This window comes from Klebsiella sp. PK01, from assembly GCF_057624675.1.
This window is the reverse complement of record NZ_JBYEZM010000002.1, coordinates 838,594-864,450: the sequence shown is the minus strand read 5'-3', so window position 1 is coordinate 864,450 and position 25,857 is coordinate 838,594. Positions and strand designations below refer to the sequence as shown.

The window sequence follows — 25,857 nt, the reverse complement described above, 5'->3', positions numbered from 1 at the left end:
AAAAGGAAGCCGCGGCTTCCTTTTTACATTCAGTGAGAAATTAACGCTTCAGCGCTTCGCTCAGCTGCTCGCGCATGTTCGCCAGCATCGCTTTCACGACGCGCGGGTTACCGGCTACGATGTTGCCGGTCAGCATATAGTTATGACCACCGGTGAAGTCGCAAACGATGGCGCCTGCTTCACGAGCGATCAGCTCGCCTGCGGCGAAATCCCACGGTTTGAGGGCGATTTCAAAGTAACCATCAACGCGGCCAGCGGCAACGTAGGCCAGATCCAGTGCGGCGGAACCGGTGCGACGGAAGTCAGCGCACTCGGTGAACATATTGCCGAGGATGTTCATGTAAGCGGTAGCGTGCTGCTTGGCTTTGAACGGGAAACCGGTGGCGATGATGGTGCCGTCGAGATCGCGAGCGTTGCTGCCGCGCAGACGGTAGCCGTTCAGCTGCGCGCCCTGACCGCGGGTGGCGGTGAACAGTTCATTACGCATCGGATCGTAAACCACCGCGACTTCAGTACGGCCTTTAATGCGTACGGCGATGGAAACGGAGAAGTGTGGCAGACGTTTAACGAAGTTGGTGGTGCCATCCAGTGGATCGATAACCCATTGAATATCCTGATCTTCACCAGCGTGCTCGCCGCTTTCTTCGGTGATGATGGTGTGCTGTGGGTAAGACTTGCGAATGGTTTCGATAATAATCGCTTCTGCGGCTTTATCGACGTTAGTCACAAAGTCATTGCTGCCTTTCTGGCTGGTTTCTACGGAATCTGGCGTTTCGTAGTGCTTGGCAATTAAATTACCCGCCTTGCGCGCTGCGCGCACGGCAATGTTCAGCATCGGATGCATCGGTATCTCTCACTGGATGTTAAAGAACGGGAAAAAACGGCGCATATAGTAACAGCGAATTCTGCTTATGTCTCCGTTTTATGTTAGCATGCACGAATAATCTTTAGCCGAAGAACCATAATGCTGCAAAATATTCGAATCGTACTGGTAGAAACCTCACACACCGGCAATATGGGCTCCGTTGCCCGCGCGATGAAAACCATGGGCTTAACTAACCTGTGGCTGGTCAACCCGCTGGTGAAACCTGATTCCCAGGCCATCGCGCTGGCCGCTGGCGCCAGCGATGTGATTGGCAACGCGCAGATCGTCGATACCCTTGATGAAGCGCTGGCGGGCTGTAGCCTGGTGGTTGGCACCAGCGCGCGCTCCCGCACGCTGCCGTGGCCGATGCTGGATCCGCGCGAATGCGGTCTGAAAAGCGTCGCCGAAGGACAGCATGCGCCGGTCGCGCTGGTCTTTGGCCGCGAGCGCGTTGGCCTGACCAACGACGAACTGCAGAAGTGCCACTATCACGTGGCGATCGCCGCCAACCCGGAGTACAGCTCGCTGAACCTGGCAATGGCGGTGCAGGTTATCGCCTATGAAGTGCGAATGGCCTGGCTGGCGACGCAGGAGCAGGCGCAGCCGGCGGTTGAACATGAAGAGACGCCGTATCCGCTGGTCGATGATTTAGAACGTTTTTACGGCCACCTTGAGCAGACGCTGCTGGCGACCGGTTTTATCCGTCCGAATCATCCGGGGCAGGTGATGAACAAGCTGCGTCGTCTGTTCACCCGCGCGCGTCCGGAAAGCCAGGAGCTGAACATTCTGCGCGGGATGCTGGCGTCTATTGAGCAGCAGAATAAAGGTAAGTAAGCGTGTTAACGCCGGATGGCGCTTCGCTTATCCGGCCTACGAATCGACATCTCTGCTGTAGCCCGGGAGCGGCTCGAAATCAATAACGGCACGGAAAGCCAAATACCTGACTAAAACAGTCAAGTAAATAGTTGACCAATTTACTCGGGAATGTCAGACTTGGCCCTGCTATGCAATACCCATATTAATAAAAAGCCCGGGCAGGGGCGAGTTTGAGGTTAAGTAAGACATGAGACTGACATCTAAAGGGCGTTATGCCGTGACCGCAATGCTTGACGTTGCGCTCAACTCTGAAACGGGTCCGGTTCCGTTGGCAGATATTTCAGAGCGTCAGGGAATTTCGCTTTCCTATCTGGAACAGCTGTTCTCTCGCCTGCGTAAAAATGGTCTGGTATCCAGCGTTCGTGGACCAGGCGGCGGTTACCTGTTAGGTAAAGAAGCTGGCAGCATCGCCGTAGGCGAAGTGATCAGCGCCGTAGACGAATCCGTTGACGCCACCCGTTGTCAGGGTAAAGGCGGCTGCCAGGGTGGCGATAAGTGTCTGACTCACGCGCTGTGGCGCGATCTGAGCGAACGTTTGACCGGTTTCCTGAACAACATCACCCTGGGCGAACTGGTGAATAACCAGGAAATCCTCGATGTTTCCGGTCGTCAGCACAATCATGAATCTCAGCGTACTACGCGTTCTCAGGACGCCATTGACGTAAAACTGCGCGCCTAGCACGAGGCTTAGTTTCAGCTTGCGGCTTACGGGCTGCAAGGTGAAACGGCAGGGTAGATAGCAATAATAAAGATTTTCAGAATCAGGCCGGGATGTTAAGACATCTCGTGTACTCGGTCGTACATCAAGCCGGTTGCCTGGTTCCTTGCATTGAGTGATGTACGGAGTTTAAGAGCAATGAAATTACCGATTTACCTCGATTACTCCGCAACAACGCCGGTGGACCCGCGTGTTGCCGAGAAAATGATGCAGTTCCTGACCCTGGACGGGACCTTTGGTAACCCGGCCTCACGTTCTCACCGTTTCGGTTGGCAGGCTGAAGAGGCGGTAGATATCGCCCGTAATCAGATTGCCGAACTGGTCGGCGCCGATCCGCGCGAAATCGTCTTTACCTCCGGCGCAACGGAATCCGATAACCTGGCGATTAAAGGTGCAGCCAACTTTTATCAGAAAAAAGGCAAGCACATCATCACCAGCAAAACCGAGCATAAAGCGGTACTGGATACCTGCCGTCAGCTCGAACGCGAAGGTTTTGAAGTGACCTACCTTGCTCCGCAGAGCAACGGTATTATCGATCTGAAAGAACTGGAAGCGGCGATGCGTGACGACACCATCTTGGTTTCCATCATGCACGTAAACAACGAAATCGGCGTGGTGCAGGATATCGCTACCATCGGCGAGATGTGCCGCGCCCGCGGTATCATTTACCACGTTGACGCCACCCAGAGCGTGGGCAAGCTGCCTATCGATCTGAGCCAGCTGAAAGTTGACCTGATGTCCTTCTCCGGTCACAAAATTTACGGCCCGAAAGGTATCGGCGCGCTGTATGTACGCCGTAAGCCGCGTATTCGCATCGAAGCGCAGATGCACGGCGGCGGTCACGAGCGCGGCATGCGTTCTGGTACCCTGCCTGTCCACCAGATCGTCGGTATGGGCGAAGCTTATCGTATCGCGAAAGAAGAGATGGAAAGCGAAATGGCGCGCCTGCGCGGCCTGCGTGACCGTCTGTGGAACGGCGTGAAAGATATGGAAGAAGTCTATCTGAATGGCGACCTCGAGCAGGGCGCGCCGAACATTCTCAACGTCAGCTTCAACTATGTTGAAGGCGAGTCGCTGATTATGGCTCTGAAAGACCTGGCGGTTTCCTCCGGTTCAGCCTGTACTTCCGCGAGCCTTGAGCCATCCTACGTGCTGCGCGCATTAGGCATGACTGATGAACTGGCGCACAGTTCTATTCGTTTCTCTTTAGGTCGTTTCACTACCGAAGAAGAGATTGACTACACCATCAAGCTGGTTCGTAACTCCATCGGCCGTCTGCGCGACCTTTCTCCGCTGTGGGAAATGTTCAAGCAGGGCGTGGATCTGAACAGCATTGAATGGTCACATCACTAATTCGGCACCGATAAGGAGAATTCATCATGGCATACAGCGAAAAAGTCATCGATCATTACGAAAACCCGCGCAACGTCGGCTCTTTCGACAACAGCGACGACAGCGTCGGTAGCGGTATGGTTGGCGCGCCGGCGTGCGGCGACGTCATGAAGTTGCAGATTAAAGTCAACAATGAAGGTATCATTGAAGACGCGCGCTTCAAGACCTATGGCTGCGGTTCCGCTATCGCTTCCAGCTCCCTGGTCACCGAGTGGGTGAAAGGTAAATCGCTGGACGAAGCGCAGGCTATCAAGAACACCGATATCGCCGATGAACTGGAACTGCCGCCGGTGAAAATTCACTGCTCTATCCTGGCGGAAGACGCGATTAAAGCCGCGATTGCGGATTACAAAAGCAAACGTGAAGCAAAATAATTAAGAGTTGAGGTTTGTTATGTCGATTACCTTAAGCGACAGTGCAGCAGCGCGAGTCAATTCCTTCCTGGCGAACCGCGGTAAAGGCTTTGGCCTGCGTCTGGGGGTAAGAACCTCCGGCTGTTCAGGCATGGCTTATGTACTGGAATTTGTTGACGAGCCGGCGGCAGAAGACACCGTGTTTGAAGACAAAGGCGTGAAAGTCGTGATCGACGGCAAGAGCCTGCAATTCCTCGATGGCACTCAACTGGACTTCGTCAAAGAAGGTCTCAACGAAGGGTTCAAATTTACCAACCCGAACGTGAAAGATGAGTGCGGTTGCGGCGAAAGCTTTAACGTATAATCGGTAATCCCCAACCCCACCGCGGTTACGCCGCGCGTGGGGTTTTAGTTTAGATGCATGACCCTGAGGTTACTATGGACTATTTCACCCTCTTCGGGTTACCAGCCAGCTATACCCTCTCGCTCGAACAACTGGCTGTCCGGTATCAGGATCTGCAGCGCCAGTACCATCCGGATAAATTCGCCAGCGCGCCCGCTGCGGAACAGCTGGCTGCGGTTCAGCACTCCGCCACCATTAACCAGGCATGGCAGACTCTGCGCCATCCGCTGACCCGTGCGGAATATCTCCTCTCGCTACACGGCTTTGACCTCGCCAGCGAGCAGCACACCGTACGCGACACCGCGTTCCTGATGGAACAGCTGGAACTGCGCGAAGAGCTCGATGATATCGGCCAGGCGAAAGACGAAGCGCGGCTGGAAACCTTTATCAAAGGGGTAAAAGCGCTGTTTGATACCCGCCATCAACTGATGGTTGAACAATTGCAAAACGAGACCTGGGATGCGGCGGCTGATACTGTACGCAAGCTCCGTTTTCTCGATAAACTGCGCAGCAGTGCTGAAGAACTCGAAGAAAAACTGCTCGATTTTTAATTTTCGGAAGCAATTATGGCCCTATTACAAATTAGTGAGCCTGGTCTGAGCGCCGCGCCGCATCAGCGTCGATTGGCGGCAGGTATCGACCTTGGCACCACCAATTCTCTGGTTGCTACCGTGCGTAGCGGCCAGGCCGAAACTCTGCCCGATCATCAAGGCCGCTACCTGCTGCCGTCGGTCGTGAACTACCACGCCTCGGGGCTGACCGTCGGCTATGAAGCCCGGCTCAATGCCGCTCAGGATCCGGTGAACACCATCAGCTCGGTGAAGCGAATGATGGGGCGTTCCCTCGCCGATATTCAAACCCGCTATCCGCATCTACCGTACCAGCTGCAGGCCAGTGAAAATGGACTGCCGATGATTCAAACCGCCGGCGGCCTGCTGAACCCGGTACGGGTCTCCGCCGATATCCTGAAAGCCCTTGCCGCTCGCGCCACTGAAGCGCTGGCAGGCGATCTCGACGGCGTGGTCATTACCGTTCCGGCCTATTTCGATGATGCTCAGCGTCAGGGAACCAAAGACGCGGCGCGTCTGGCGGGCCTGCACGTGCTGCGTTTGCTCAATGAGCCGACCGCGGCGGCTATCGCCTACGGCCTCGATTCCGGTCAGGAAGGGGTGATTGCGGTCTACGATCTCGGCGGCGGCACCTTTGATATCTCCATTCTGCGCTTAAGCCGCGGGGTGTTTGAAGTGCTGGCGACCGGCGGTGATTCCGCTCTCGGCGGCGATGATTTCGACCATCTGCTGGCCGACTATCTGCGTGAGCGGGCGGGCCTCAGCGACCGTAGCGATAACCGTCTGCAGCGTGAGCTGCTGGATGCCGCCATTGCGGCGAAAATCGCCCTGAGCGATGCCGATGTGGCGCACGTTGCGGTAGGCGGCTGGCGGGGCGATATCAGCCGTAGCCAGTTTAACGATCTGATTGCCCCACTGGTAAAACGTACCCTGATGGCCTGCCGTCGCGCGCTGAAAGACGCCGGCGTTGAAGCGCAAGAGGTGCTGGAAGTGGTAATGGTCGGCGGCTCCACCCGCGTGCCGCTGGTGCGTGAGCGCGTTGGCGAATTTTTTGGCCGTACCCCGCTGACCTCTATCGACCCGGACAAAGTTGTCGCCATCGGCGCGGCGATACAGGCGGATATTCTGGTCGGCAACAAACCGGACAGCGAACTGCTGCTGCTTGATGTTATCCCGCTGTCGCTTGGGCTGGAAACCATGGGCGGCCTGGTAGAGAAAGTGATCCCGCGTAATACCACCATTCCGGTGGCCCGCGCGCAGGAGTTTACCACTTTCAAAGATGGTCAAACGGCGATGTCTATTCACGTGATGCAGGGCGAGCGTGAGCTGGTGCAGGATTGCCGCTCGCTGGCGCGTTTTGCGCTGCGCGGTATCCCGGCGCTGCCGGCGGGCGGGGCGCATATTCGCGTGACCTTCCAGGTTGATGCCGACGGTCTGCTGAGCGTCACGGCGATGGAAAAATCGACCGGCGTGGAAGCCTCAATCCAGGTGAAACCGTCTTATGGCCTGACGGACGGCGAAATCGCCAACATGATTAAAGATTCGATGAGCTACGCCGAACAGGATATCCAGGCGCGTATGCTGGCTGAACAGAAAGTCGAAGCCGCTCGCGTACTGGAGAGCCTGGAAAGCGCGCTGGCCGCCGACGCCGCGCTGTTAAGCGCCGCAGAGCGTCAGGCTATCGATGCCGCCGCGGAGCAAGTTCGCGCCGCCGCGGCAGGCGAAGATGCAGACGCGATTAAAGAAGCCATTAAAAATATCGACACACAAACCCAGGAATTCGCCGCACGCCGCATGGACCAGTCGGTCCGCGCTGCGCTGAAAGGCCAATCCGTGGACGAGGTTTAAAATGCCAAAAATTGTTTTTCTGCCCCACCAGGACCTATGTCCGGATGGCGTAGTTGTGGAAGCTGAGAGCGGTGAAACCATTCTGGATGCGGCGCTGCGTAGCGGTATCGAGATTGAACACGCCTGTGAAAAATCCTGTGCCTGCACCACCTGCCACTGCATCGTGCGTGAAGGTTTTGACTCGCTGGCGGAAAGTAGCGAAGATGAAGACGACATGCTGGACAAAGCCTGGGGGCTGGAACCTGACAGCCGTCTGAGCTGCCAGGCGCGCGTCACTGACGAAGATCTGGTCGTTGAGATCCCGCGTTATACCATCAACCACGCACGCGAGCACTAATATGGCACTGAAATGGACCGACAGTCGCGAAATCGGCGAAGCCTTGTATGACGCTTACCCGGACCTCGACCCGAAAACCGTTCGCTTTACCGATATGCATCAGTGGATTTGCGATCTGGAAGAGTTCGATGACGACCCAAACGCATCCAATGAAAAAATTCTGGAGGCGATTCTGCTAGTCTGGTTAGACGAAGCAGAATAATTTTCGCCTCAAGCGGAAAAATTTTAACGGGCTGCCATAGGGTGGCCCGTTTGTTAATAAGGATAAAGATAATGACCGAAGCCATGAAGATTACGCTTTCTACTCTGCCTGCCGATGCGCGCTGGGGAGAAAAAGCGACCTGGAGTATCAATAACGACGGTATCGCCTTACATCTCAACGGTAAAGACGACCTGGGATTAATCCAGCGCGCGGCGCGCAAAATTGACGGCATGGGTATCAAGCACGTCGCCCTGAGCGGCGAAGGCTGGAATACCGATCGCGCCTGGGCCTTTTGGGCCGGCTATAAAGGGCCGAAAGGTCAGCGCCAGGTCGAATGGCCAACCCTTGACGATGCGCAGCGCAGCGAGCTGGATAACCGCCTGACGATTATCGATTGGGTTCGCGACACCATCAACGCGCCGGCAGAAGAGCTGGGGCCAGAACAGCTGGCCCAGCGCGCCGTCGATCTGCTGTGCGGCGTGGCGGGCGAAAAGGTCAGCTATCGCATCACCAAAGGCGAAGATCTGCGTGAGCAGAACTATCTTGGCCTGCATACCGTTGGCCGCGGCTCCGAGCGCCCGCCGGTCCTGCTGGCGCTGGACTATAACCCGACCGGCGATAAAGACGCGCCGGTATACGCCTGTCTGGTTGGCAAGGGCATCACCTTCGACTCCGGCGGCTACAGCATCAAGCAAAGCGCCTTTATGGACTCGATGAAATCCGACATGGGCGGCGCGGCCACCGTGACCGGCGCGCTGGCTTTCGCTATTACCCGCGGTCTGAACAAACGTGTGAAGCTGTATCTGTGCTGCGCGGATAACCTGATTAGCGGCAACGCCTTCAAGCTTGGCGATATCATTCATTACCGCAACGGTAAAACCGTTGAAATCATGAATACCGACGCCGAAGGCCGCCTGGTGCTGGCGGATGGCCTGATCGATGCCTCGGCGCAGAAGCCGCAGCTGATCATCGATGCCGCCACCCTGACCGGCGCGGCGAAAACCGCGTTGGGTAACGACTACCACGCGCTGTTCAGTTTTGACGACGCGTTGGCGAATCGCCTGCTGGCGAGCGCGCAGGCGGAAAATGAAGCCTTCTGGCGTCTGCCGCTGGCCGAATTTCACCGCAACCAGCTGCTGTCTAACTTCGCGGAACTGAACAACACCGGTAGCGCGGCGTATCCGGCCGGCGCCAGCACTGCGGCGGGCTTCCTGTCCCACTTCGTGGAAAACTACCACCAGGGCTGGCTGCACATCGACTGCTCCGCGACGTACCGCAAAGCCGCGGTAGAGCAGTGGTCGGCGGGCGCGACGGGTCTTGGCGTGCGTACTATCGCTAATCTGCTGACGGCTGAGTGATGGCCTTGCCGGGCGTTACGCTTACCCGGCCTGGAAAACCGTAGGCCCGCGCGGACGTAGCGCCGCCGGGCGATTTTGAAGTAGCGAATCTATGTCTGATACTAAAAATGAATTAGAAACATTGCTGGAGAAGGCGGCGACCGAGCCTGCTCATCGTCCGGCATTTTTCACCGCACTGCTTGAGGCAACCGTGTGGGTGCCGGGTAGCGCGGCGGACAGTGAGCAGGTTGTCGAAGATAGCGCCCTCGATCTCCAGCATTGGGAAAAAGATGACGGCACGTCGGTCATTCCGTTCTTCACCTCGCTGGAGGCGCTACAGCAGGCGGTAGAAGAGGAACAGGCCTTCGTGATGATGCCAGCGCGCACGCTGATGGCGATGACGTTGGGCGAATCGCTGTTCCTCAACCCGAAGTTGCCGAGCGGCAAAGAGTTCACCCCGCGAGAAATCAGCCATTTGCTGGGCGAAGAGGGCAGCCCGCTCAGTACCCAGACGGTGCTGGAAGGCGGCGAAGCGCTGCTGCTGTCTGAGGTCGCCGAACCACCGGCGCAGATGGTGGATTCGCTGACCACGCTGTTCAAAACGCTGAAGACCGTCAAGCGGGCGTTTCTGTGCTCGATTAAAGAGAGCGCCGACGCGCCGGCCAACTTGTTGATCGGTATTGAAGCGGAAGGGGATATTGAATCCGTTATCCAGACCACCGGCAGCGTGGCCACCGATACCCTGCCTGGCGATGAACCTATCGATATTTGTCAGGTGGTTGAAGGAGAGAAGGGCATCAGCCACTTTATGATTGCCCATATCACGCCGTTCTATGAAAAGCGCTGGGGCAGCTTCCTGCGCGATTTCAAGCAGAACCGGATTATCTGAAAGCGGGGGCGTTAGCCCCCGCTGTGTTTTTTTATGTCTTCTGCGCGAGGCCGAAAATCGGGTTTGCAAAGGTCAATGCAGGGCGGCAAAGATCCGCGGATAGGCTGACACCATGTTATAGATAAGGAATCCCGTCACGCACAGCGTAACAATGCCGTTGAAGAGCGCCATATCACCGCGCCAGGCCCGACACCTCTTTTCGCCCAACAGAGAACGTATCGTTGCCACCAGCCCGCCGACCAGTATTAACGCCAGTAACACGCCTGCCATCTGCGCGATAACAATGTACCAGCCTAACGGTGTGTTCACGCCGCGGGCGCTCATTAGCGCGATCTGTGCAGGCAAAATCGTCTGGCACCCCAGCGTGAGTATCATGAGAAGGTGCAGGTCCGCCAGCTGAGCATGAGACGTGCGGGTCAGGCGTCGGGCATCACGCAGCAGCAGTACGCCTGACGCCACCGCAGCGGCAACGCTAACGTGCTGGAGAAAAAAGATATATAACGCCAGAGTCCCGGAGCCGACCCTGGACAAAAAGAAAAGATTGCAAAAGACAATGACCAGCAGGCCAAATTTCATGCTCCAGGCGCGTAATATCTCGCCCGGCCAGCGGCGGTATGGCGATGGGCTATGCAGCATCCATGCGGCAAGGGTCGATTTACCGTATCCGGGAGCAAGCAGTACCATCAGAAAACCCAGCAGCGCCTGATGGAAATAGGTTATCAACGGAACTTGTTCCAGAGTGACTCCGAGAAAGCGGGTATAAACGGAAACCGGCGCAGGAACCAGGCTTAACCATGCCCGGTTCCATTCCGGCCAAAAATAAAGAATGATGCCGCCCGCCAGCAGGCCGGTTATGCCTCCCAGCCAGGGCAGGCGAGATGAATCAGCAGAATGTGGGGTGGAGACTAATGCCATTTTCACTCCTTGTGGTGACATCAGGTTACGGAAAAGGCGCTCTCCTGGAGCAGCCCCGGCGGCGCGCGTTAACCTCGCCATCCGAGGCGAGACCGTGAATTAGTCAGGGCAGCCTTCAAGCCTGGCGTAAAGATCCTCATGAATATATTCCAGCTCCAGCAAGGCGCCATCGCGTGCCTCGTTGAGGGCCCGCTGGCGCTGCCATTCGTCATGGCTCTCTTCCTCATCGGTAAAGACCCCTTGCAGATATTCAATCAGTGACGATTCCGCCAGCCAGAGGTCATTCTCTTTACCTTCGAAGCGGACGACAGGATATTCACCCTGTTCATCACGCTCGGTGACATAGATAAATACCTGCTGATCGCCGGAATGGCTGATGCGAATCAGGGCAGGAAGACGCGGATCGTCGTTCCAGATTGGCGTCAGCTCTTCAAAGTCCAGCCCGGCCATATCAAGACCATTCATGTAATAAGCATCTTCATCCAGCGAGTCGGAAAGCAGGACGCCATGTTCATCAATTGAGTCCACAACCGATTCCAGCACCAACTGACCGTGGGGGCTTTTCAGTTGACAATCGTAGGCCAACAGCGCTTTCAAACTGTCCGGAAGCGCCACGGTTTCGCTATTTTGCGGATCGCGGTATTTCCTGACCCGCAGGCGCTCCACCTCATCTTCCGGCATAGGTTTAGGAGAGGGATTGCGATTGTGCTTTTTTACGACATCCATGAGGTTCTGTAATGAAAAGGCCATTATTCAATTTCCTTATAAATTGGGTGGCGGTAGAGCAAATTCGGCAGGTACAAATCCTGCGGCAGGGTAGAGTAACCGGTTTATCGAGAAGCAGAAGAAAGGGGCGGGGAAAATCAGAAATTATTTAGGGACTGCGGGAGGGGGGACCCGCAGTCACGACGCGTTTACTCAGCGGCAGGGGTCGGCTCGATCGGCAAATCCGTTCTCGCGCCCCATTCGCTCCATGAACCATCGTACAGGCACACGCCGTTGACGCCGAGGGTGGTCAACGCCAGTACCACTACTGCCGCCGTAACCCCGGAACCGCAGCTGGCGATAATCGGTCGCGCAAAATCAACGCCCTGACGCGCAAAAATATCGTTCATCTCATCGACGGTTTTCAGTTCGCCATTAATCACCAGCTCGGTCCACGGGACGTTAAGCGCGCCGGGGATATGCCCGCGGCGTAAGCCTGGACGCGGTTCATCCGCCAGGCCGTTAAAACGCGCCGCCGGGCGGGCGTCTACGATCTGCGCCGATCCTTCATGGCTGACCAGCAGCACATCGGTTAAGCGTTTGATCACCTCAGGATCGAAGTTCACCTCAAATTCGCCTTCCGGCAGGTCCGGTTCGCCTTTTTCCAGCGGCAATTCGTCGCGACGCCAGCCTTCGAGGCCGCCGGCGACAATCGATACCTTTTCGACGCCGAAGGTGCGTAACATCCACCAGGCGCGCGGCGCTGAGAAGAGATTGCCTTCGTCATACACCACCAGATGCTTATCGCTGCTGACGCCAAGCTCGCGCATCGCTACGGCGAAAGTTTCCGCCCGCGGCATCATATGCGGCAGCGGGCTGGTGTGGTCAGACAGCGCTTCGATATCAAAAAAAACCGCGCCGGGGATATGCCCGTCGCGGTATTCCGCCGCCATATCGCGCAGCGCTTCCTGACCTGCCGGCGCCATCCGCGCATCCAGAATTTGAATCTGCGGGTCATCAATATGTTCCGCCAGCCAGTCGGCGGCGACAAAGAATGAGGTGGACATGAGTGCCTCCGTTTTATTATCGATCAATGAATTGTCGGCGTTTTATAAAGGGCTGACAAGTTAAGGACGCGGGAGTGGGGAGGCGGTCACGGAGTTTCCCGATTCATAGGCGGTTTCTATGCTGGTAGCTGTTGAGAATCGCCGCGATGACGCATAATAGAACGTTATTGATTGCATCAGGCTCTGGGCCTAGGGGTTAGAAGGATGAAACCATTTCGTTTAGCGGCGCTATCGTTGGCGCTCCTTACCGCACTATCATTAAGCGGCTGCGATAACAGCGGTGAACCGCAGGCCGTATCGGCGGCCGACAAAGGCGCTGCCGATAGCGCGAAAAAACCGGATAGCGCCCAGCTGGCGACGTTAAAAGAAAAAAGCCAGGGCAAGGCGCTGACGGTGCTCGACGCTTCTGAAGTGCAGCTCGATGGCGCGGCGACGTTGGTGCTGACCTTCTCCATTCCGCTCAAGCCGGATCAGGATTTTTCCCGCAGCGTCCATCTGGTCGATAAGAAAAGCGGCAAGGTTGACGGCGCATGGGAGCTGGCGCCGAATCTCAAAGAGCTGCGTCTGCGCCATCTCGAGCCAAAGCGTGAATTGATCGTCACCGTTGATCCAACGCTCATTGCCCTCAATGACGCCACCCTCGGCAGCCCTTTTGAAAAAACCATCGCCACCCGCGATATCGCGCCGAGCGTCGGTTTCGCCAGTCGCGGCTCGCTGCTGCCGGGGAAAGTGGTCGCCGGGCTGCCGGTGATGGCGCTGAACGTCGACAATGTCGACGTCAATTTCTTCCGGATTAAGCCGGAATCACTTTCAGCCTTCGTCAGTCAGTGGGAATACCGTAACTCGTTAAGCAATTGGGAATCTGACGAACTGTTGAAGATGGCCGATCTGGTTTATAGCGGACGCTTCGATCTCAACCCGGCGCGGAATACCCGTGAAAAGCTGCTGCTGCCGCTTACCGACATCAAGCCGCTCCAGCAGCCGGGCGTCTATGTGGCGGTGATGAACCCGGCGGGTCATTATAGCTACAGTAACGCGGCAACGCTGTTCACCCTCAGCGATATCGGCGTCTCGGCGCATCGCTACCACAACCGGCTCGATGTCTTCACCCAGAGCCTCGAAAATGGCGCCGCGCAGTCGGGAATTGAAGTGCAACTGCTAAACGCCAAAGGGCAGACGCTGGCGCAGGCGAAAAGCGATAGCCAAGGCCATGTTACTCTGCAAACCGACAAAGAAGCGGCGCTGCTGCTGGCGCGTAAAGACGGGCAGACTACGCTGCTTGACCTTAAACTGCCGGCGCTGGATCTGGCGGAATTCTCCATCGCTGGCGCTCCTGGCTTCAGTAAACAGTTCTTTATGTTTGGCCCGCGCGATCTCTATCGCCCGGGGGAAACGGTTATTCTTAACGCGCTGTTGCGCGACGGCGATGGTAAACCGCTGGCGGAGCAGCCGGTGAAGCTGGAAGTGGTGCAGCCGGATGGCCAGGTGATTCGCTCTGTGATGAGCAAACCGGTCAATGGCCTGTATCAGTTTACTTATCCGCTCGACAGCGGCGCGGCCACCGGTATGTGGCACATTCGCGCCAGCACCGGCGATAATCAACCCCGCGAGTGGGATTTCCACGTCGAAGACTTTATGCCCGAACGCATGGCGCTGAATCTGACACCGCAGTCCGCGCCTATAGCCCCGGATGCCGACGTCGCCTTTAGCGTCAGCGGCGCCTATCTCTACGGCGCGCCGGCCAGCGGCAACCAACTGCAGGGCAAACTGTTCCTGCGCCCGCTGCGCGACGCCGTCGCGGCGCTGCCGGGCTTCCAGTTCGGCGATATCGCGGAAGAAAACCTCTCCCGCAGCCTGGACGAAGTTCAGCTGACGCTGGATGAAAAAGGCCATGGAGAAGTGACGACTTCGAGCCAGTGGCAGGATAGCCACTCGCCGCTGCAGGTGGTGTTGCAGGCCAGCCTGCTGGAATCAGGCGGCCGTCCGGTGACCCGCACCGTACAGCAGCCGATCTGGCCTGCCGAGGCGCTGCCGGGGATCCGCCCGCAATTTACGCTGAAGGACGTTTACGACTACCGCACCGATACCACGGTGAAACAGCCGGTGGTGGATGAAAACAGTAACGCCGCTTTTGACATCGTCTATGCCGACGCGAAAGGCGAGAAAAAAGCGGTCTCCGGTCTGCAGGTGCGGCTGATCCGCGAGCGGCGCGACTACTACTGGAACTGGTCCGATAGTGAGGGCTGGCAGTCGCAGTTTGATCAAAAAGATCTGCAGGAGGGCGAAACGTCGCTGGATCTGCAGGCCGGGCAGACCGGCAAAGTAAGTTTCCCGGTGGAGTGGGGCTCGTATCGTCTTGAGGTGAAGGGGCCGGACGACGTCGTCAGCAGCGTGCGCTTCTGGGTAGGCTATAGCTGGCAGGATAACAGCGAAGGCGCCGGCGCGGCGCGTCCTGACCGCGTGACGATGAAGCTCGACAAACCAGGCTACAAACCGGGCGACACCATCAAGCTGCATATTGCCGCTCCGGCGGCGGGTAAAGGCTACGCGATGGTGGAATCCAGCGAAGGGCCGCTGTGGTGGCAGGAGATTGACGTCCCGGCGGAGGGCATGGATCTGTCGATTCCGGTCGATAAAGCCTGGAATCGCCACGACCTCTACCTCAGCACGCTGGTGGTTCGCCCCGGCGATAAATCGCGCTCGGCGACGCCGAAACGCGCGGTCGGCTTGCTGCATCTGCCGCTGGGCGATGAAAACCGCCGTCTGTCTCTGGCGCTGGATGCGCCGGAGAAAATGCGCCCGAATCAGCCGCTGACGGTGAAAGTGAAGGCCAGCGTCAAGGAGGGCGAGGTGCCGAAACAGGTTAACGTTCTGCTCTCGGCGGTGGATAGCGGGGTGCTGAATATTACCGATTACGCCACGCCGGATCCGTGGAACGCCTTCTTCGGCCAGAAGCGCTACGGCGCGGATATTTATGACATCTATGGTCAGGTAATCGAAGGGCAGGGGCGTTTAGCCAGCCTGCGCTTCGGCGGCGATGGCGACGAGTTGAAACGCGGCGGTAAACCGCCGGTTAATCACGTGACGATCGTCGCCCAGCAGGCGCAGCCGGTGGTGTTGAATGACCAGGGCGAAGGCACGGTGACGTTGCCCATCGGAGATTTTAACGGCGAGCTGCGGGTGATGGCTCAGGCGTGGACGGCAGATGACTTCGGCAGCAGCGAAGATAAAGTGGTGGTTGCCGCCCCGGTTATCGCGGAACTGAATACCCCGCGCTTCCTTGCCAGCGGCGACGCCACGCGTCTGGCGCTGGATCTCAGTAATCTGACCGACAAACCGCAAACCCTGCAGGTGCATCTTACCGCCAGCGGGTTGGTCACGTTGACCGATGGCCAACTGCCGCCAGTACAACTGGCGCCGGGCGCCCGCAGCACGCTGTTTATACCGGTGACCGCGTTAGCGGGATTCGGCGATGGTCAGGTCAATGCCACCATCAGCGGCCTGAATCTGCCGGGCGAAACCTTCGCGCCGCTGCAAAAGCAGTGGAAAATCGGCGTGCGTCCGGCATTCCCGGCCCAGACCGTCAATAGCGGCGCGGTGCTACAACCTGGTGAAAGCTGGCAGGCGCCGGCGGCGCAGAGTCAGGGGTTCGCCCCGCAAACGCTGCAGGGCCAACTGCTGCTCAGCGGTAAACCGCCGTTGAATCTCGCCCGCTATATTCGCGAGCTGAAAGCCTATCCTTACGGCTGCCTTGAACAGACCGCCAGCGGCCTGTTCCCTTCTCTGTACACCAGCGCCGCGCAGCTAAAAGCGCTGGGGATCAGCGGTGATAGCGATGAGAAACGCCGCGCGGCGGTCGATGTTGGTATCTCGCGCCTGCTGCAGATGCAGCTGGAAAACGGCGGCTTTGCGCTCTGGGATAAAGAGGGCCCGGAAGAGTACTGGTTAACCGCCTACGCCATGGACTTCCTCGTCCGCGCGGGCGAGCAAGGCTATAGCGTGCCGGTCAACGCCCTTAATAAGGGGAACGAGCGCCTGCTGCGCTATCTGCAGGAACCGGGTTTGATGACCGTGCGCTACAGCGACGATGCGCAGGCCAGCCGCTTTGCCGCTCAGGCCTACGCCGCGCTGGTGCTGGCGCGCCAGCAAAAAGCGCCGCTCGGCGCCTTGCGTGAAATCTGGAGCCGTCACGAACAGGCGCGATCCGGACTACCGCTGCTGCAACTCGGTATTGCGCTGAAAACCATGGGCGATGCGCCGCGCGGCGATGAGGCCATGAAGCTGGCGGTTGCCACGCCGCGCCAGGATGAGAATCGTTGGCTGGGCGATTACGGCAGCCAACTTCGCGATGATGCGCTGAAACTGGCGCTGCTGGAAGAGAACAAGCTGCTGCCGGAGGTACAAAATCAGCTGTTGGGCAGCTTGTCGGAAGAAGCCTTCGGTCAGCGCTGGCTGTCGACCCAGGAAACCAACGCGCTGTTCCTTGCCGGGCGTACCCTCGCCGACCTGCCGGGCAACTGGCAGGCGCAAACCTCGCTGCAGGCGCAGCCGCTTGCCAGCGACAAAGCGCAAACCCGCAATCTCGACGGCGATCGGCTGGCGGCGCTACAGGTGACGAATACCGGCAATCAGCCGCTGTGGCTGCGTCTCGATAGCAGCGGTTATCCGCAAAGCGCGCCGCAGCCGGGCGGCAACGTGTTGGGGATTGAACGCGCCATTTTCGATACTCACGGACAGCAGAAATCGCTGACCTCGCTGCGTAGCGGCGAACTGGTGCTGGTCAAGCTGGAGGTGACCGCCAAACGTAACGTTCCTGACGCGCTGGTGGTCGATCTGCTGCCGGCGGGCCTTGAGCTGGAAAACCAGAACCTGGCCAATAGCAGCGCCAGCCTGCAGGAGAATGGCGAAGCGGTACAAAATCTGCTTAACCAGATGCAGCAGGCGGATATTCAGCATATCGAGTTCCGCGACGACCGCTTTGTCGCCGCAGTCGCCATTAATGAAGGTCAGCCGGTGACGCTGGTCTATCTGGCGCGGGCGGTGACGCCTGGCACCTATCAGGTTCCGCAGCCGCAGGTGGAATCGATGTATGTACCGCAGTGGCGGGCAACAGGGGCGGCCAGCGGCCCGCTTACCGTTACGCCGTAAATGCGTGCATTACCTCGCATAAAACGCCGCTGGCGCTGGCTGGCGGCGTTTATTTTTCTGTCGTGGCTGGCGCTATTGGCCGCCGACCGTCTGTGGCCGCTGCCGCTACATGAAGTCACTCCTGCCCGCGTGGTGGTGGCGGAAGACGGCACGCCGCTGTGGCGCTTTGCTGACGCGCAGGGCGTCTGGCGTTACCCGGTGGCTATCGCTGACGTTTCGCCGTGCTATCTGCAGGCGCTCATTCAGTATGAAGACCGTTGGTTCTGGAAACATCCGGGGGTCAACCCCTTCGCGGTGCTGCGCGCCGCCTGGCAGGATCTTACTTCCGGGCGGGTGATATCTGGCGGCAGCACCCTCACCATGCAGGTGGCGCGTCTGCTCGACCCTCATCCGCGCACCTTTGGCGGCAAGCTACGCCAGCTATGGCGGGCGCTGCAGCTGGAGTGGCATCTGTCAAAAAGCGAAATTCTTACCCTGTATCTGAACCGCGCGCCGTTTGGCGGCACCCTACAGGGGATCGGCGCGGCCAGCTGGGCTTATCTCGGCAAACCGCCCGCCCAGCTCAGCTACGGCGAGGCGGCGCTACTGGCCGTGCTGCCTCAGGCGCCGAGCCGTTTACGCCCGGACCGCTGGCCGCAGCGGGCCCAGGCCGCTCGCGATAAGGTGCTGGAGCGGATGCTCAGCCAGGGCGTCTGGCCGCAACGGGCGGTACAGGAAGCGATGGAAGAGCCGGTGTGGCTTTTCCCGCGGCAGATGCCGCAGCTGGCGCCGCTGTTTGCGCGCCGGGCGCTGGCGACAAGTCGTGATGAAAAGGTGACGACAACGCTCGATGCCGGGCTCCAGCGGCAGCTTGAAGATCTGGCGATGAACTGGAAATCACGTCTGCCGCCGCGCAGCTCACTGGCGATTGTCGTCGTCGATCACACTGATATGAAAGTCCGCGGCTGGGTGGGATCGGCGGATATCCGCGACGATAGCCGCTTCGGCCACATTGATATGGTCTCGGCGGTGCGCTCGCCGGGTTCGGTGCTGAAACCCTTTATCTACGCGATGGCGATGGATGACGGGCTGATTCACCCGGCATCGCTATTACAGGATGTGCCGCGGCGCTTTAGCGATTATCGCCCCGGTAATTTCGACAGCGGGTTTCATGGCCCGGTGAGCGCCAGCGAGGCTCTGGTGCGTTCGTTGAATCTGCCGGCGGTGCAGGTGCTCGAGGCCTATGGACCCAAACGCTTTGCGGCTAATTTACGCAATGCCGGCCTTCCCTTGATGTTGCCCGCTGGCGCTGAACCGAATCTGTCGCTGATCCTCGGCGGCGCTGGAGCGAGGCTGGAAGATATTGTCGCGGCGTACGGCGCTTTCGCCCGTCATGGCAAAGCGGCGCGGCTGCGCATGAAACCCGACGACCCGCTGGTGGAAAGGGCGCTAATGTCGCCAGGCGCGGCGTGGATCACCCGGCGGATATTGGCAGGCGAAGCCCAGCCGTTACCCGATGCGTCGCTGCCGCAAGCGGTGCCGCTGGCGTGGAAAACCGGCACCAGCTACGGTTATCGCGATGCGTGGGCGGTAGGCCTCAACGCGCGTTATTTGATTGGCATCTGGACCGGACGGCCAGACGGTACGCCGGTGGTGGGGCAGTTTGGTTTTGCCAGCGCCGTGCCGCTGTTAAACCAGGTCAATAATATGCTGCTGGCGCGTCCGTTAATGAGCCGCGGCGGGCTGCCGGTCGACCCGCGTCCGCCGTCGGTCAGCCGCGGCACTATCTGCTGGCCCGGCGGGCAGGATCTGCCGGTTGGCGATAGCAACTGCCGCCGGCGCTTAGCCAGCTGGCTTCTGGATGCCAGCCAGCCGCCGACGCTGCTGTTGCCGGGTCAGGAGGGCGTGCGCGGTATCCGCTTCCCGGTGTGGCGTAACGCAGCAGGAGAACGGGTCGCCGCGGATTGTCCGGGCGCGACAGAAACTTCTGTTGATGTCTGGCCGCTACCGTTAGAACCCTGGCTGCCGGTTAGCGAGCGCCGCCGGGCGCGGCTGGGCACGGCATCGAAGGCGTGTCCGCCGCTGCAGACTCAGGATGCCGCGCCGCTGGTGCTTTCCGGCATTCGCGAAGGGGCGGTAATAAAACGGCTCCCGGGCGAGGCGCGGGTGATGTTACCCGTGCAAACGAGCGGTGGAGAAGGGCGGCGCTGGTGGTTTATTAACGGTGAACCGTTAGAGGCAGCGGGCGCAAGAACGATAATTACGCTCGATAAGCCCGGCGAGTGGCAACTGGTGGTAATGGATGAGGCGGGGCAAACGGCGGCCGCCAATTTCACCCTACAATAAACAGGGTAAATCTGTTGTTGGCGGTTTGTGTTGCTAATACTCATCTTATTTTAACAAAATGTTACCTTCGTCCGTAGGCATCGCCGACGTTGCTCATTATAATGCGCGCCAGGCCATACGATCGTATGTGCAACAACAGAACATTTAATTAGAGGTAATCATGGCTATTGAACGTACTTTTTCCATCATCAAACCAAACGCGGTGGCAAAAAACGTTATTGGCAGCATCTTTTCTCGCTTTGAAGCTGCAGGGTTCAAAATCGTCGGCACCAAAATGCTGCATCTGACCGTTGAGCAGGCTCGCGGCTTCTATGCTGAGCACGAAGGCCGTCCGTTCTTCGACGGTCTGGTTGAGTTCATGACCTCCGGCCCGATCGTGGTTTCCGTACTGGAAGGCGAAAACGCGGTTCAGCGTCACCGTGACCTGCTGGGCGCGACCAACCCGGACAACGCCCTGGCCGGTACCCTGCGCGCTGACTACGCTGACAGCTTCACCGAGAACGGCACCCACGGTTCCGACTCTGTAGAGTCTGCTGCTCGCGAAATCGCGTTCTTCTTTGCTGAAGGCGAGGTTTGCCCGCGCACTCGCTAATCTCCTGCGTCTTTCACGCCACAGCTTTGTTGGCTTCATTCGCGCACCCCGGTCACATAGTTATCTATGCTCCCGGGGATTTGCGAACTCGCCGCCTCGCTGTGACCTGAAATACTTTGGAGATACGACCCTCGTCTTTTCGACCGTCGCGGCGTGGCCTGACAATCGAAAAGCCTTAGAGGATTGAGCAGTCAGTTACAGATTTTTTTATCATTGCTTTGTGCAAACGTGGCAATGATGCGCCAGAATTTGTAGAATATAGCGCCCCCGGACGAGCAGTCGCTCTCCGGGGCGTTTCTTTTTCAACCCACCTGGGGCCATAACGTGTAATAACGAGGCCGGAAAAATTATGTCTGAACAAATTGTCACACCTGATACCGCCGCTCTGACGGTGCCGAATAAAGATGCCAAAATCAACCTGCTGGATTTAAACCGTCAGCAGATGCGCGAGTTTTTCAAAAACATGGGCGAGAAGCCTTTCCGCGCCGATCAGGTGATGAAATGGATGTATCACTACTGTTGCGATGACTTTGATGAAATGACCGACATCAACAAAGTCCTGCGCGGCAAACTGAAGGAAGTCGCCGAGATCCGCGCGCCGGAAGTCGTTGAAGAGCAGCGCTCCAGCGACGGCACCATCAAATGGGCGATTGCCGTTGGCGATCAGCGCGTTGAAACGGTCTACATCCCGGAAGAAGACCGCGCTACGCTGTGCGTCTCTTCACAGGTTGGCTGTGCGCTGGAATGTAAATTCTGCTCCACCGCTCAGCAAGGCTTCAACCGTAACCTGCGCGTTTCCGAAATTATCGGCCAGGTCTGGCGCGCGGCGAAAATCGTCGGCGCGGTGAAGACTACCGGCGTACGTCCAATTACCAACGTGGTAATGATGGGTATGGGCGAGCCGCTGCTGAACCTCAACAACGTCGTTCCGGCGATGGAAATCATGTTGGATGATTTCGGTTTTGGTCTCTCCAAACGTCGCGTGACCTTGTCCACTTCCGGCGTGGTGCCGGCGCTGGATAAACTCGGCGACATGATCGACGTTGCGCTGGCGATTTCTCTGCACGCGCCGAACGACACCATCCGCGACGAAATTGTACCGATTAACAAAAAGTACAATATTGAGACCTTCCTGAACTCGGTGCGCGGCTATATTTCGAAGTCCAACGCCAACCAGGGCCGCGTGACTATCGAGTACGTCATGCTGGATCACGTCAACGACGGTACCGAGCACGCCCACGAACTGGCGGCGCTGCTGAAAGATACGCCGTGCAAGATCAACCTGATCCCATGGAACCCGTTCCCGGGCGCGCCGTATGGCCGTAGTTCTAACAGCCGTATCGATCGTTTCTCCAAAGTGCTGATGGAATATGGTTTCACCACCATCGTGCGTAAAACCCGCGGCGACGATATCGATGCTGCCTGCGGCCAGTTGGCGGGCGACGTAATCGACCGTACTAAACGTACGCTGCGTAAGCGTATGCAGGGCGAAGCGATCGACGTGAAAGCCGTCTGATAAGTTATGCAGCGCACAGCTTTCGCTGCGCGCTGCATAAATATGTCGAATTGCCAGGCGAAATACGCTGATTCGGTTAATAATTACGGTGCGTTTTTGTCGACTTTGAGGCAGTATGTAGCGGTACAACAACCGCTTAGCATTCAATATTGATAAGTCTCTGTGATAGTCGCCCGGACAGCCTTATACTGTCGGTTGACGTTGAGCAGTGTCTCGCGGCGCAGGCTCTTTCCCGCGCTGAACTTTAAATTTCACGTACCAGTAGTTGTAGCGAATGAATACTGAAGCCACTCAAGACCATCAAGAAGCAAACTCTACGGGCGCGCGCCTGCGTAATGCCCGCGAACAACTCGGACTCAGCCAGCAAGCGGTGGCTGAACGCTTATGCCTGAAGGTTTCCACGGTTCGTGATATTGAAGAAGATAAGGCCCCAGCCGATCTCGCTTCGACCTTCCTGCGCGGCTATATCCGTTCCTACGCTCGCCTCGTACATATCCCGGAAGAAGAACTGCTGCCGATGATGGCGAAGCAAGCGCCAATTCGCGCCGCCAAAGTGGCGCCGATGCAGAGCTTCTCGCTGGGTAAACGTCGTAAAAAACGCGACGGTTGGCTGATGAGCTTTACCTGGCTGATTTTGTTTGTGGTTATCGGCCTGAGCGGCGCATGGTGGTGGCAAGACCACAAAGCGCAGCAGGAAGAGATCACCAGCATGGCCGATCAATCCACCAGCGATCTGAACAGTAGCGATAGCGGCAGCCAGTCAATTCCGCTGGACACCGGTTCGGCGAATAACGCGCCGGATACGACGGCAGCCAATACCAATAGCGCGCCGGTCGATAACTCGACTGCGCCAGCCGCGAGCGCGCCAGCGGCTACCTCCGCGCCGGCGGATAACAACGCCGTGGTCGCCCCTTCGCAGGCGAACGTCGATACCGCCGCCACCGCGCCGGCTGCGCCAGCCCCGACCTCCGCATTGCCTACCGATCAGGCCAATGCCGCAGCGGCGGCTTCCGCTCAGGATCTGGTAATGAACTTTAGCGCCGATTGCTGGCTGGAAGTGAGCGATGCGACCGGTAAAAAACTGTTCAGCGGCCTGCAGCGTAAAGGCGGGAACCTGAACCTGAGCGGTCAGGCGCCGTATAAGCTGAAAATCGGCGCCCCGGCTGCGGTACAAATCCAGTATCTGGGCAAACCAGTCGATTTGAGTCGTTTTATCAGAACTAACCAGGTTGCGCGTCTGACCCTTAATGCCGAACAATCACCGGCGCAGTAACAGACGGGTAACGCGGGAGATTTTTCATGCATAACCAGGCTCCGATTCAACGTAGAAAGTCCAAACGCATTTACGTTGGTAATGTGCCGATTGGCGATGGGGCTCCCATCGCCGTACAGTCGATGACCAATACTCGCACCACCGATGTGGCCGCGACGGTAAATCAAATTAAAGCGCTGGAGCGCGTGGGCGCGGACATCGTCCGCGTTTCCGTCCCGACGATGGACGCAGCGGAAGCTTTCAAGCTCATCAAACAGCAGGTCAACGTCCCGCTGGTCGCCGATATCCACTTTGACTACCGTATCGCGCTGAAAGTCGCGGAATATGGCGTTGATTGCCTGCGCATCAACCCAGGCAACATAGGTAACGAAGAGCGTATCCGCATGGTTGTGGACTGCGCGCGCGACAAAAACATTCCTATCCGCATCGGCGTCAACGCCGGTTCGCTGGAAAAAGATCTGCAGGAAAAATACGGCGAGCCGACGCCGCAGGCGCTGTTAGAGTCCGCCATGCGTCACGTCGATCATCTCGATCGTTTGAACTTCGATCAGTTCAAAGTTAGCGTAAAAGCTTCTGATGTCTTCCTCGCCGTTGAATCCTATCGCCTGTTGGCGAAGCAGATCGATCAGCCGCTGCATCTCGGGATCACCGAAGCCGGCGGCGCGCGTAGCGGCGCGGTAAAATCCGCGATCGGTTTAGGTTTGCTGCTGTCTGAAGGGATCGGCGATACCCTGCGCGTGTCGCTGGCTGCCGATCCGGTGGAAGAGATCAAAGTCGGCTTCGATATCCTGAAGTCGCTGCGCATCCGTTCCCGCGGTATTAACTTCATCGCTTGCCCAACCTGCTCGCGTCAGGAGTTTGACGTCATCGGTACGGTGAACGCGCTGGAGCAGCGTCTGGAAGATATCATCACTCCGATGGATGTTTCGATCATCGGCTGTGTGGTTAACGGCCCAGGCGAAGCGCTGGTTTCTACCCTCGGCGTCACCGGTGGCAACAAGAAAAGCGGCCTGTACGAAGACGGCGTGCGCAAAGACCGACTGGACAATAATGACATGATCGACCAGCTGGAAGCGCGTATCCGCGCGAAAGCCACCATGCTGGATGAAGCGCGTCGTATTGAAGTTCAGCAGGTTGAAGCAAAATAACGTGTTGGGAAGCAATACGCTTCCCGTGTATGATTGAACCTGCGGGCGCAAGGCGCCGGGGTTCATTTTTATATATAAAGAGAATAAACGTGGCAAAGAACATTCAAGCCATCCGTGGCATGAACGATTATCTGCCGGGCGAAACCGCTCTCTGGCAGCGCATTGAAGGCTCACTGAAGCAGGTGCTTGGTAGCTACGGTTACAGCGAAATTCGTTTGCCGATTGTAGAGCAGACCCCGTTATTCAAACGCGCGATCGGCGAAGTGACCGACGTGGTTGAAAAAGAGATGTATACCTTCGAAGACCGCAATGGCGATAGCCTGACGCTGCGTCCGGAAGGAACGGCGGGCTGCGTACGTGCCGGCATCGAACATGGTCTGCTGTACAATCAAGAACAGCGTCTGTGGTACGTGGGGCCGATGTTCCGCCACGAACGTCCGCAGAAAGGACGCTACCGTCAGTTCCATCAGATTGGCGCGGAAGTCTTTGGCCTGCAGGGGCCGGACATCGATGCCGAGCTTATCATGTTGACCGCGCGCTGGTGGCGCGAGCTGGGCATTTCCGATCACGTCAGCCTTGAGCTGAACTCCATCGGTTCGCTGGAGGCGCGTGCCGCCTATCGCGACGCGCTGGTTGCCTATCTGGAACAATTTAAAGATAAGCTTGATGAAGACTGCAAACGCCGCATGTATACCAACCCGCTGCGCGTGCTGGACTCTAAAAATCCGGAAGTACAGGCGCTGCTGAACGATGCGCCGGCGCTGGGCGATTATCTGGACGACGAGTCCAAAGAACACTTCGCCGGTCTGTGCGCGCTGCTCGACGCGGCCGGAATTCGCTATACCGTCAACCAGCGTCTGGTGCGCGGGCTTGACTATTACAATCGCACCGTATTTGAGTGGGTCACCACCAGCCTCGGTTCGCAGGGCACCGTCTGCGCCGGCGGCCGTTACGACGGTCTGGTTGAGCAGCTTGGCGGTCGCGCGACGCCGGGCGTTGGCTTTGCGATGGGCCTGGAACGTCTTGTTTTGCTGGTTCAGGCAGTCAATCCGGAATTTAAAGCCGATCCTGTTGTCGATATATACCTGGTAGCCTCCGGTACCGATACTCAGTCCGCAGCAATGCGTCTGGCTGAACAGGTTCGCGATGCGCTGCCCGGCGTTAAGCTGATGACTAACCACGGCGGCGGTAACTTTAAGAAGCAGTTCGCTCGCGCTGACAAGTGGGGCGCGCGCGTCGCGCTGGTGGTTGGTGAGTCAGAAATTGCTGACGGAAACGTGGTAGTGAAGGATTTACGCTCAGGTGAGCAAACTACCGTAACGCAGGATAGCGTTGCCGCGCATTTGCGCACACTTCTGGGTTAATTTCCCGGAAACCAT

Annotated in this window: 22 protein-coding genes; 18 read left to right on the top strand and 4 right to left on the bottom strand. The window is 57.9% G+C overall.

Annotated elements, in window-relative coordinates; translation table 11 throughout:
- Positions 1-40: 40 nt before the first annotated feature.
- Positions 41-844 carry an inositol-1-monophosphatase gene (gene suhB, locus AC22LX_RS09330; protein WP_015370312.1) on the bottom strand — a complete coding sequence of 268 codons (804 nt, stop codon included), beginning with the start codon at positions 842-844 and terminating at the stop codon, positions 41-43.
- A 120-nt stretch (positions 845-964) separates the two neighbouring features.
- On the opposite strand from suhB, the gene trmJ reads away from it, so the two are divergent.
- From trmJ to sseB, 11 genes are all read left to right on the top strand, one after another.
- On the top strand, positions 965-1,699 hold the full coding sequence (trmJ, locus tag AC22LX_RS09325; RefSeq protein WP_015370313.1) for a tRNA (cytosine(32)/uridine(32)-2'-O)-methyltransferase TrmJ: 735 nt from the start codon (positions 965-967) through the stop codon (positions 1,697-1,699).
- 229 nt (positions 1,700-1,928) lie between these two features.
- Positions 1,929-2,420, top strand: a complete 492-nt coding sequence (gene iscR, locus AC22LX_RS09320) for a Fe-S cluster assembly transcriptional regulator IscR (RefSeq protein ID WP_015370314.1) — start codon at positions 1,929-1,931, stop codon at positions 2,418-2,420.
- 177 nt (positions 2,421-2,597) lie between these two features.
- Entirely contained in the window at positions 2,598-3,812 is a 1,215-nt protein-coding gene (iscS, locus tag AC22LX_RS09315; protein WP_015703173.1) for a cysteine desulfurase, read from the top strand.
- 26 nt (positions 3,813-3,838) lie between these two features.
- A complete protein-coding gene (gene iscU / locus AC22LX_RS09310; protein WP_004866383.1) occupies positions 3,839-4,225 on the top strand; it encodes a Fe-S cluster assembly scaffold IscU in 387 nt (128 codons plus the stop codon).
- Positions 4,226-4,244: 19 nt separating this feature from the next.
- On the top strand, positions 4,245-4,568 hold the full coding sequence (gene iscA / locus AC22LX_RS09305; protein ID WP_012540868.1) for an iron-sulfur cluster assembly protein IscA: 324 nt from the start codon (positions 4,245-4,247) through the stop codon (positions 4,566-4,568).
- 74 nt (positions 4,569-4,642) lie between these two features.
- Positions 4,643-5,158 (top strand): co-chaperone HscB, encoded by a 516-nt coding sequence (gene hscB / locus AC22LX_RS09300; protein ID WP_045392744.1) that lies wholly within the window; start codon positions 4,643-4,645, stop codon positions 5,156-5,158.
- Positions 5,159-5,173: 15 nt separating this feature from the next.
- Complete coding sequence (gene hscA / locus AC22LX_RS09295; RefSeq protein ID WP_487333953.1) at positions 5,174-7,024, top strand: Fe-S protein assembly chaperone HscA; 1,851 nt, start codon at positions 5,174-5,176, stop codon at positions 7,022-7,024.
- A 1-nt stretch (position 7,025) separates the two neighbouring features.
- Positions 7,026-7,361 (top strand): ISC system 2Fe-2S type ferredoxin, encoded by a 336-nt coding sequence (gene fdx / locus AC22LX_RS09290; protein WP_012540871.1) that lies wholly within the window; start codon positions 7,026-7,028, stop codon positions 7,359-7,361.
- Between the two features lies 1 nt (position 7,362).
- On the top strand, positions 7,363-7,563 hold the full coding sequence (gene iscX / locus AC22LX_RS09285) for a Fe-S cluster assembly protein IscX (RefSeq protein WP_002913954.1): 201 nt from the start codon (positions 7,363-7,365) through the stop codon (positions 7,561-7,563).
- A gap of 71 nt (positions 7,564-7,634) precedes the next feature.
- Positions 7,635-8,921 (top strand): aminopeptidase PepB, encoded by a 1,287-nt coding sequence (pepB, locus tag AC22LX_RS09280; RefSeq protein ID WP_487333952.1) that lies wholly within the window; start codon positions 7,635-7,637, stop codon positions 8,919-8,921.
- Positions 8,922-9,012: 91 nt separating this feature from the next.
- Positions 9,013-9,789 (top strand): enhanced serine sensitivity protein SseB, encoded by a 777-nt coding sequence (gene sseB / locus AC22LX_RS09275; RefSeq protein ID WP_045392737.1) that lies wholly within the window; start codon positions 9,013-9,015, stop codon positions 9,787-9,789.
- A gap of 72 nt (positions 9,790-9,861) precedes the next feature.
- Here the strand turns inward: sseB and AC22LX_RS09270 are convergent, their stop codons facing one another.
- From AC22LX_RS09270 to sseA, 3 genes are all read right to left on the bottom strand, one after another.
- Positions 9,862-10,704 (bottom strand): hypothetical protein, encoded by an 843-nt coding sequence (locus AC22LX_RS09270; RefSeq protein WP_049060899.1) that lies wholly within the window; start codon positions 10,702-10,704, stop codon positions 9,862-9,864.
- Positions 10,705-10,803: 99 nt separating this feature from the next.
- Positions 10,804-11,454, bottom strand: coding sequence for a DUF5066 family protein (locus AC22LX_RS09265; protein ID WP_045392731.1), 651 nt, complete (start codon positions 11,452-11,454; stop codon positions 10,804-10,806).
- 164 nt (positions 11,455-11,618) lie between these two features.
- Complete coding sequence (gene sseA, locus AC22LX_RS09260; protein ID WP_045392728.1) at positions 11,619-12,476, bottom strand: 3-mercaptopyruvate sulfurtransferase; 858 nt, start codon at positions 12,474-12,476, stop codon at positions 11,619-11,621.
- A 204-nt stretch (positions 12,477-12,680) separates the two neighbouring features.
- Between sseA and AC22LX_RS09255 the strand changes: the two genes are divergently transcribed.
- The 7 genes from AC22LX_RS09255 to hisS all read left to right on the top strand — a co-directional run bounded on the left by AC22LX_RS09255 (position 12,681) and on the right by hisS (position 25,842).
- Positions 12,681-17,624, top strand: a complete 4,944-nt coding sequence (locus AC22LX_RS09255) for an alpha-2-macroglobulin family protein (protein ID WP_487333951.1) — start codon at positions 12,681-12,683, stop codon at positions 17,622-17,624.
- Positions 17,625-19,949, top strand: coding sequence for a peptidoglycan glycosyltransferase PbpC (gene pbpC, locus AC22LX_RS09250; protein ID WP_063447473.1), 2,325 nt, complete (start codon positions 17,625-17,627; stop codon positions 19,947-19,949).
- A 160-nt stretch (positions 19,950-20,109) separates the two neighbouring features.
- Positions 20,110-20,541 (top strand): nucleoside-diphosphate kinase, encoded by a 432-nt coding sequence (gene ndk / locus AC22LX_RS09245; RefSeq protein WP_004866348.1) that lies wholly within the window; start codon positions 20,110-20,112, stop codon positions 20,539-20,541.
- Positions 20,542-20,890: 349 nt separating this feature from the next.
- Positions 20,891-22,057 (top strand): dual-specificity RNA methyltransferase RlmN, encoded by a 1,167-nt coding sequence (gene rlmN, locus AC22LX_RS09240; RefSeq protein ID WP_015370322.1) that lies wholly within the window; start codon positions 20,891-20,893, stop codon positions 22,055-22,057.
- Positions 22,058-22,331: 274 nt separating this feature from the next.
- Entirely contained in the window at positions 22,332-23,330 is a 999-nt protein-coding gene (rodZ, locus tag AC22LX_RS09235) for a cytoskeleton protein RodZ (RefSeq protein ID WP_045392718.1), read from the top strand.
- A 26-nt stretch (positions 23,331-23,356) separates the two neighbouring features.
- Positions 23,357-24,478, top strand: a complete 1,122-nt coding sequence (ispG, locus tag AC22LX_RS09230; RefSeq protein WP_015370324.1) for a flavodoxin-dependent (E)-4-hydroxy-3-methylbut-2-enyl-diphosphate synthase — start codon at positions 23,357-23,359, stop codon at positions 24,476-24,478.
- 89 nt (positions 24,479-24,567) lie between these two features.
- A complete protein-coding gene (gene hisS / locus AC22LX_RS09225) occupies positions 24,568-25,842 on the top strand; it encodes a histidine--tRNA ligase (protein ID WP_015703166.1) in 1,275 nt (424 codons plus the stop codon).
- The last annotated feature ends 15 nt before the right edge of the window (positions 25,843-25,857 follow it).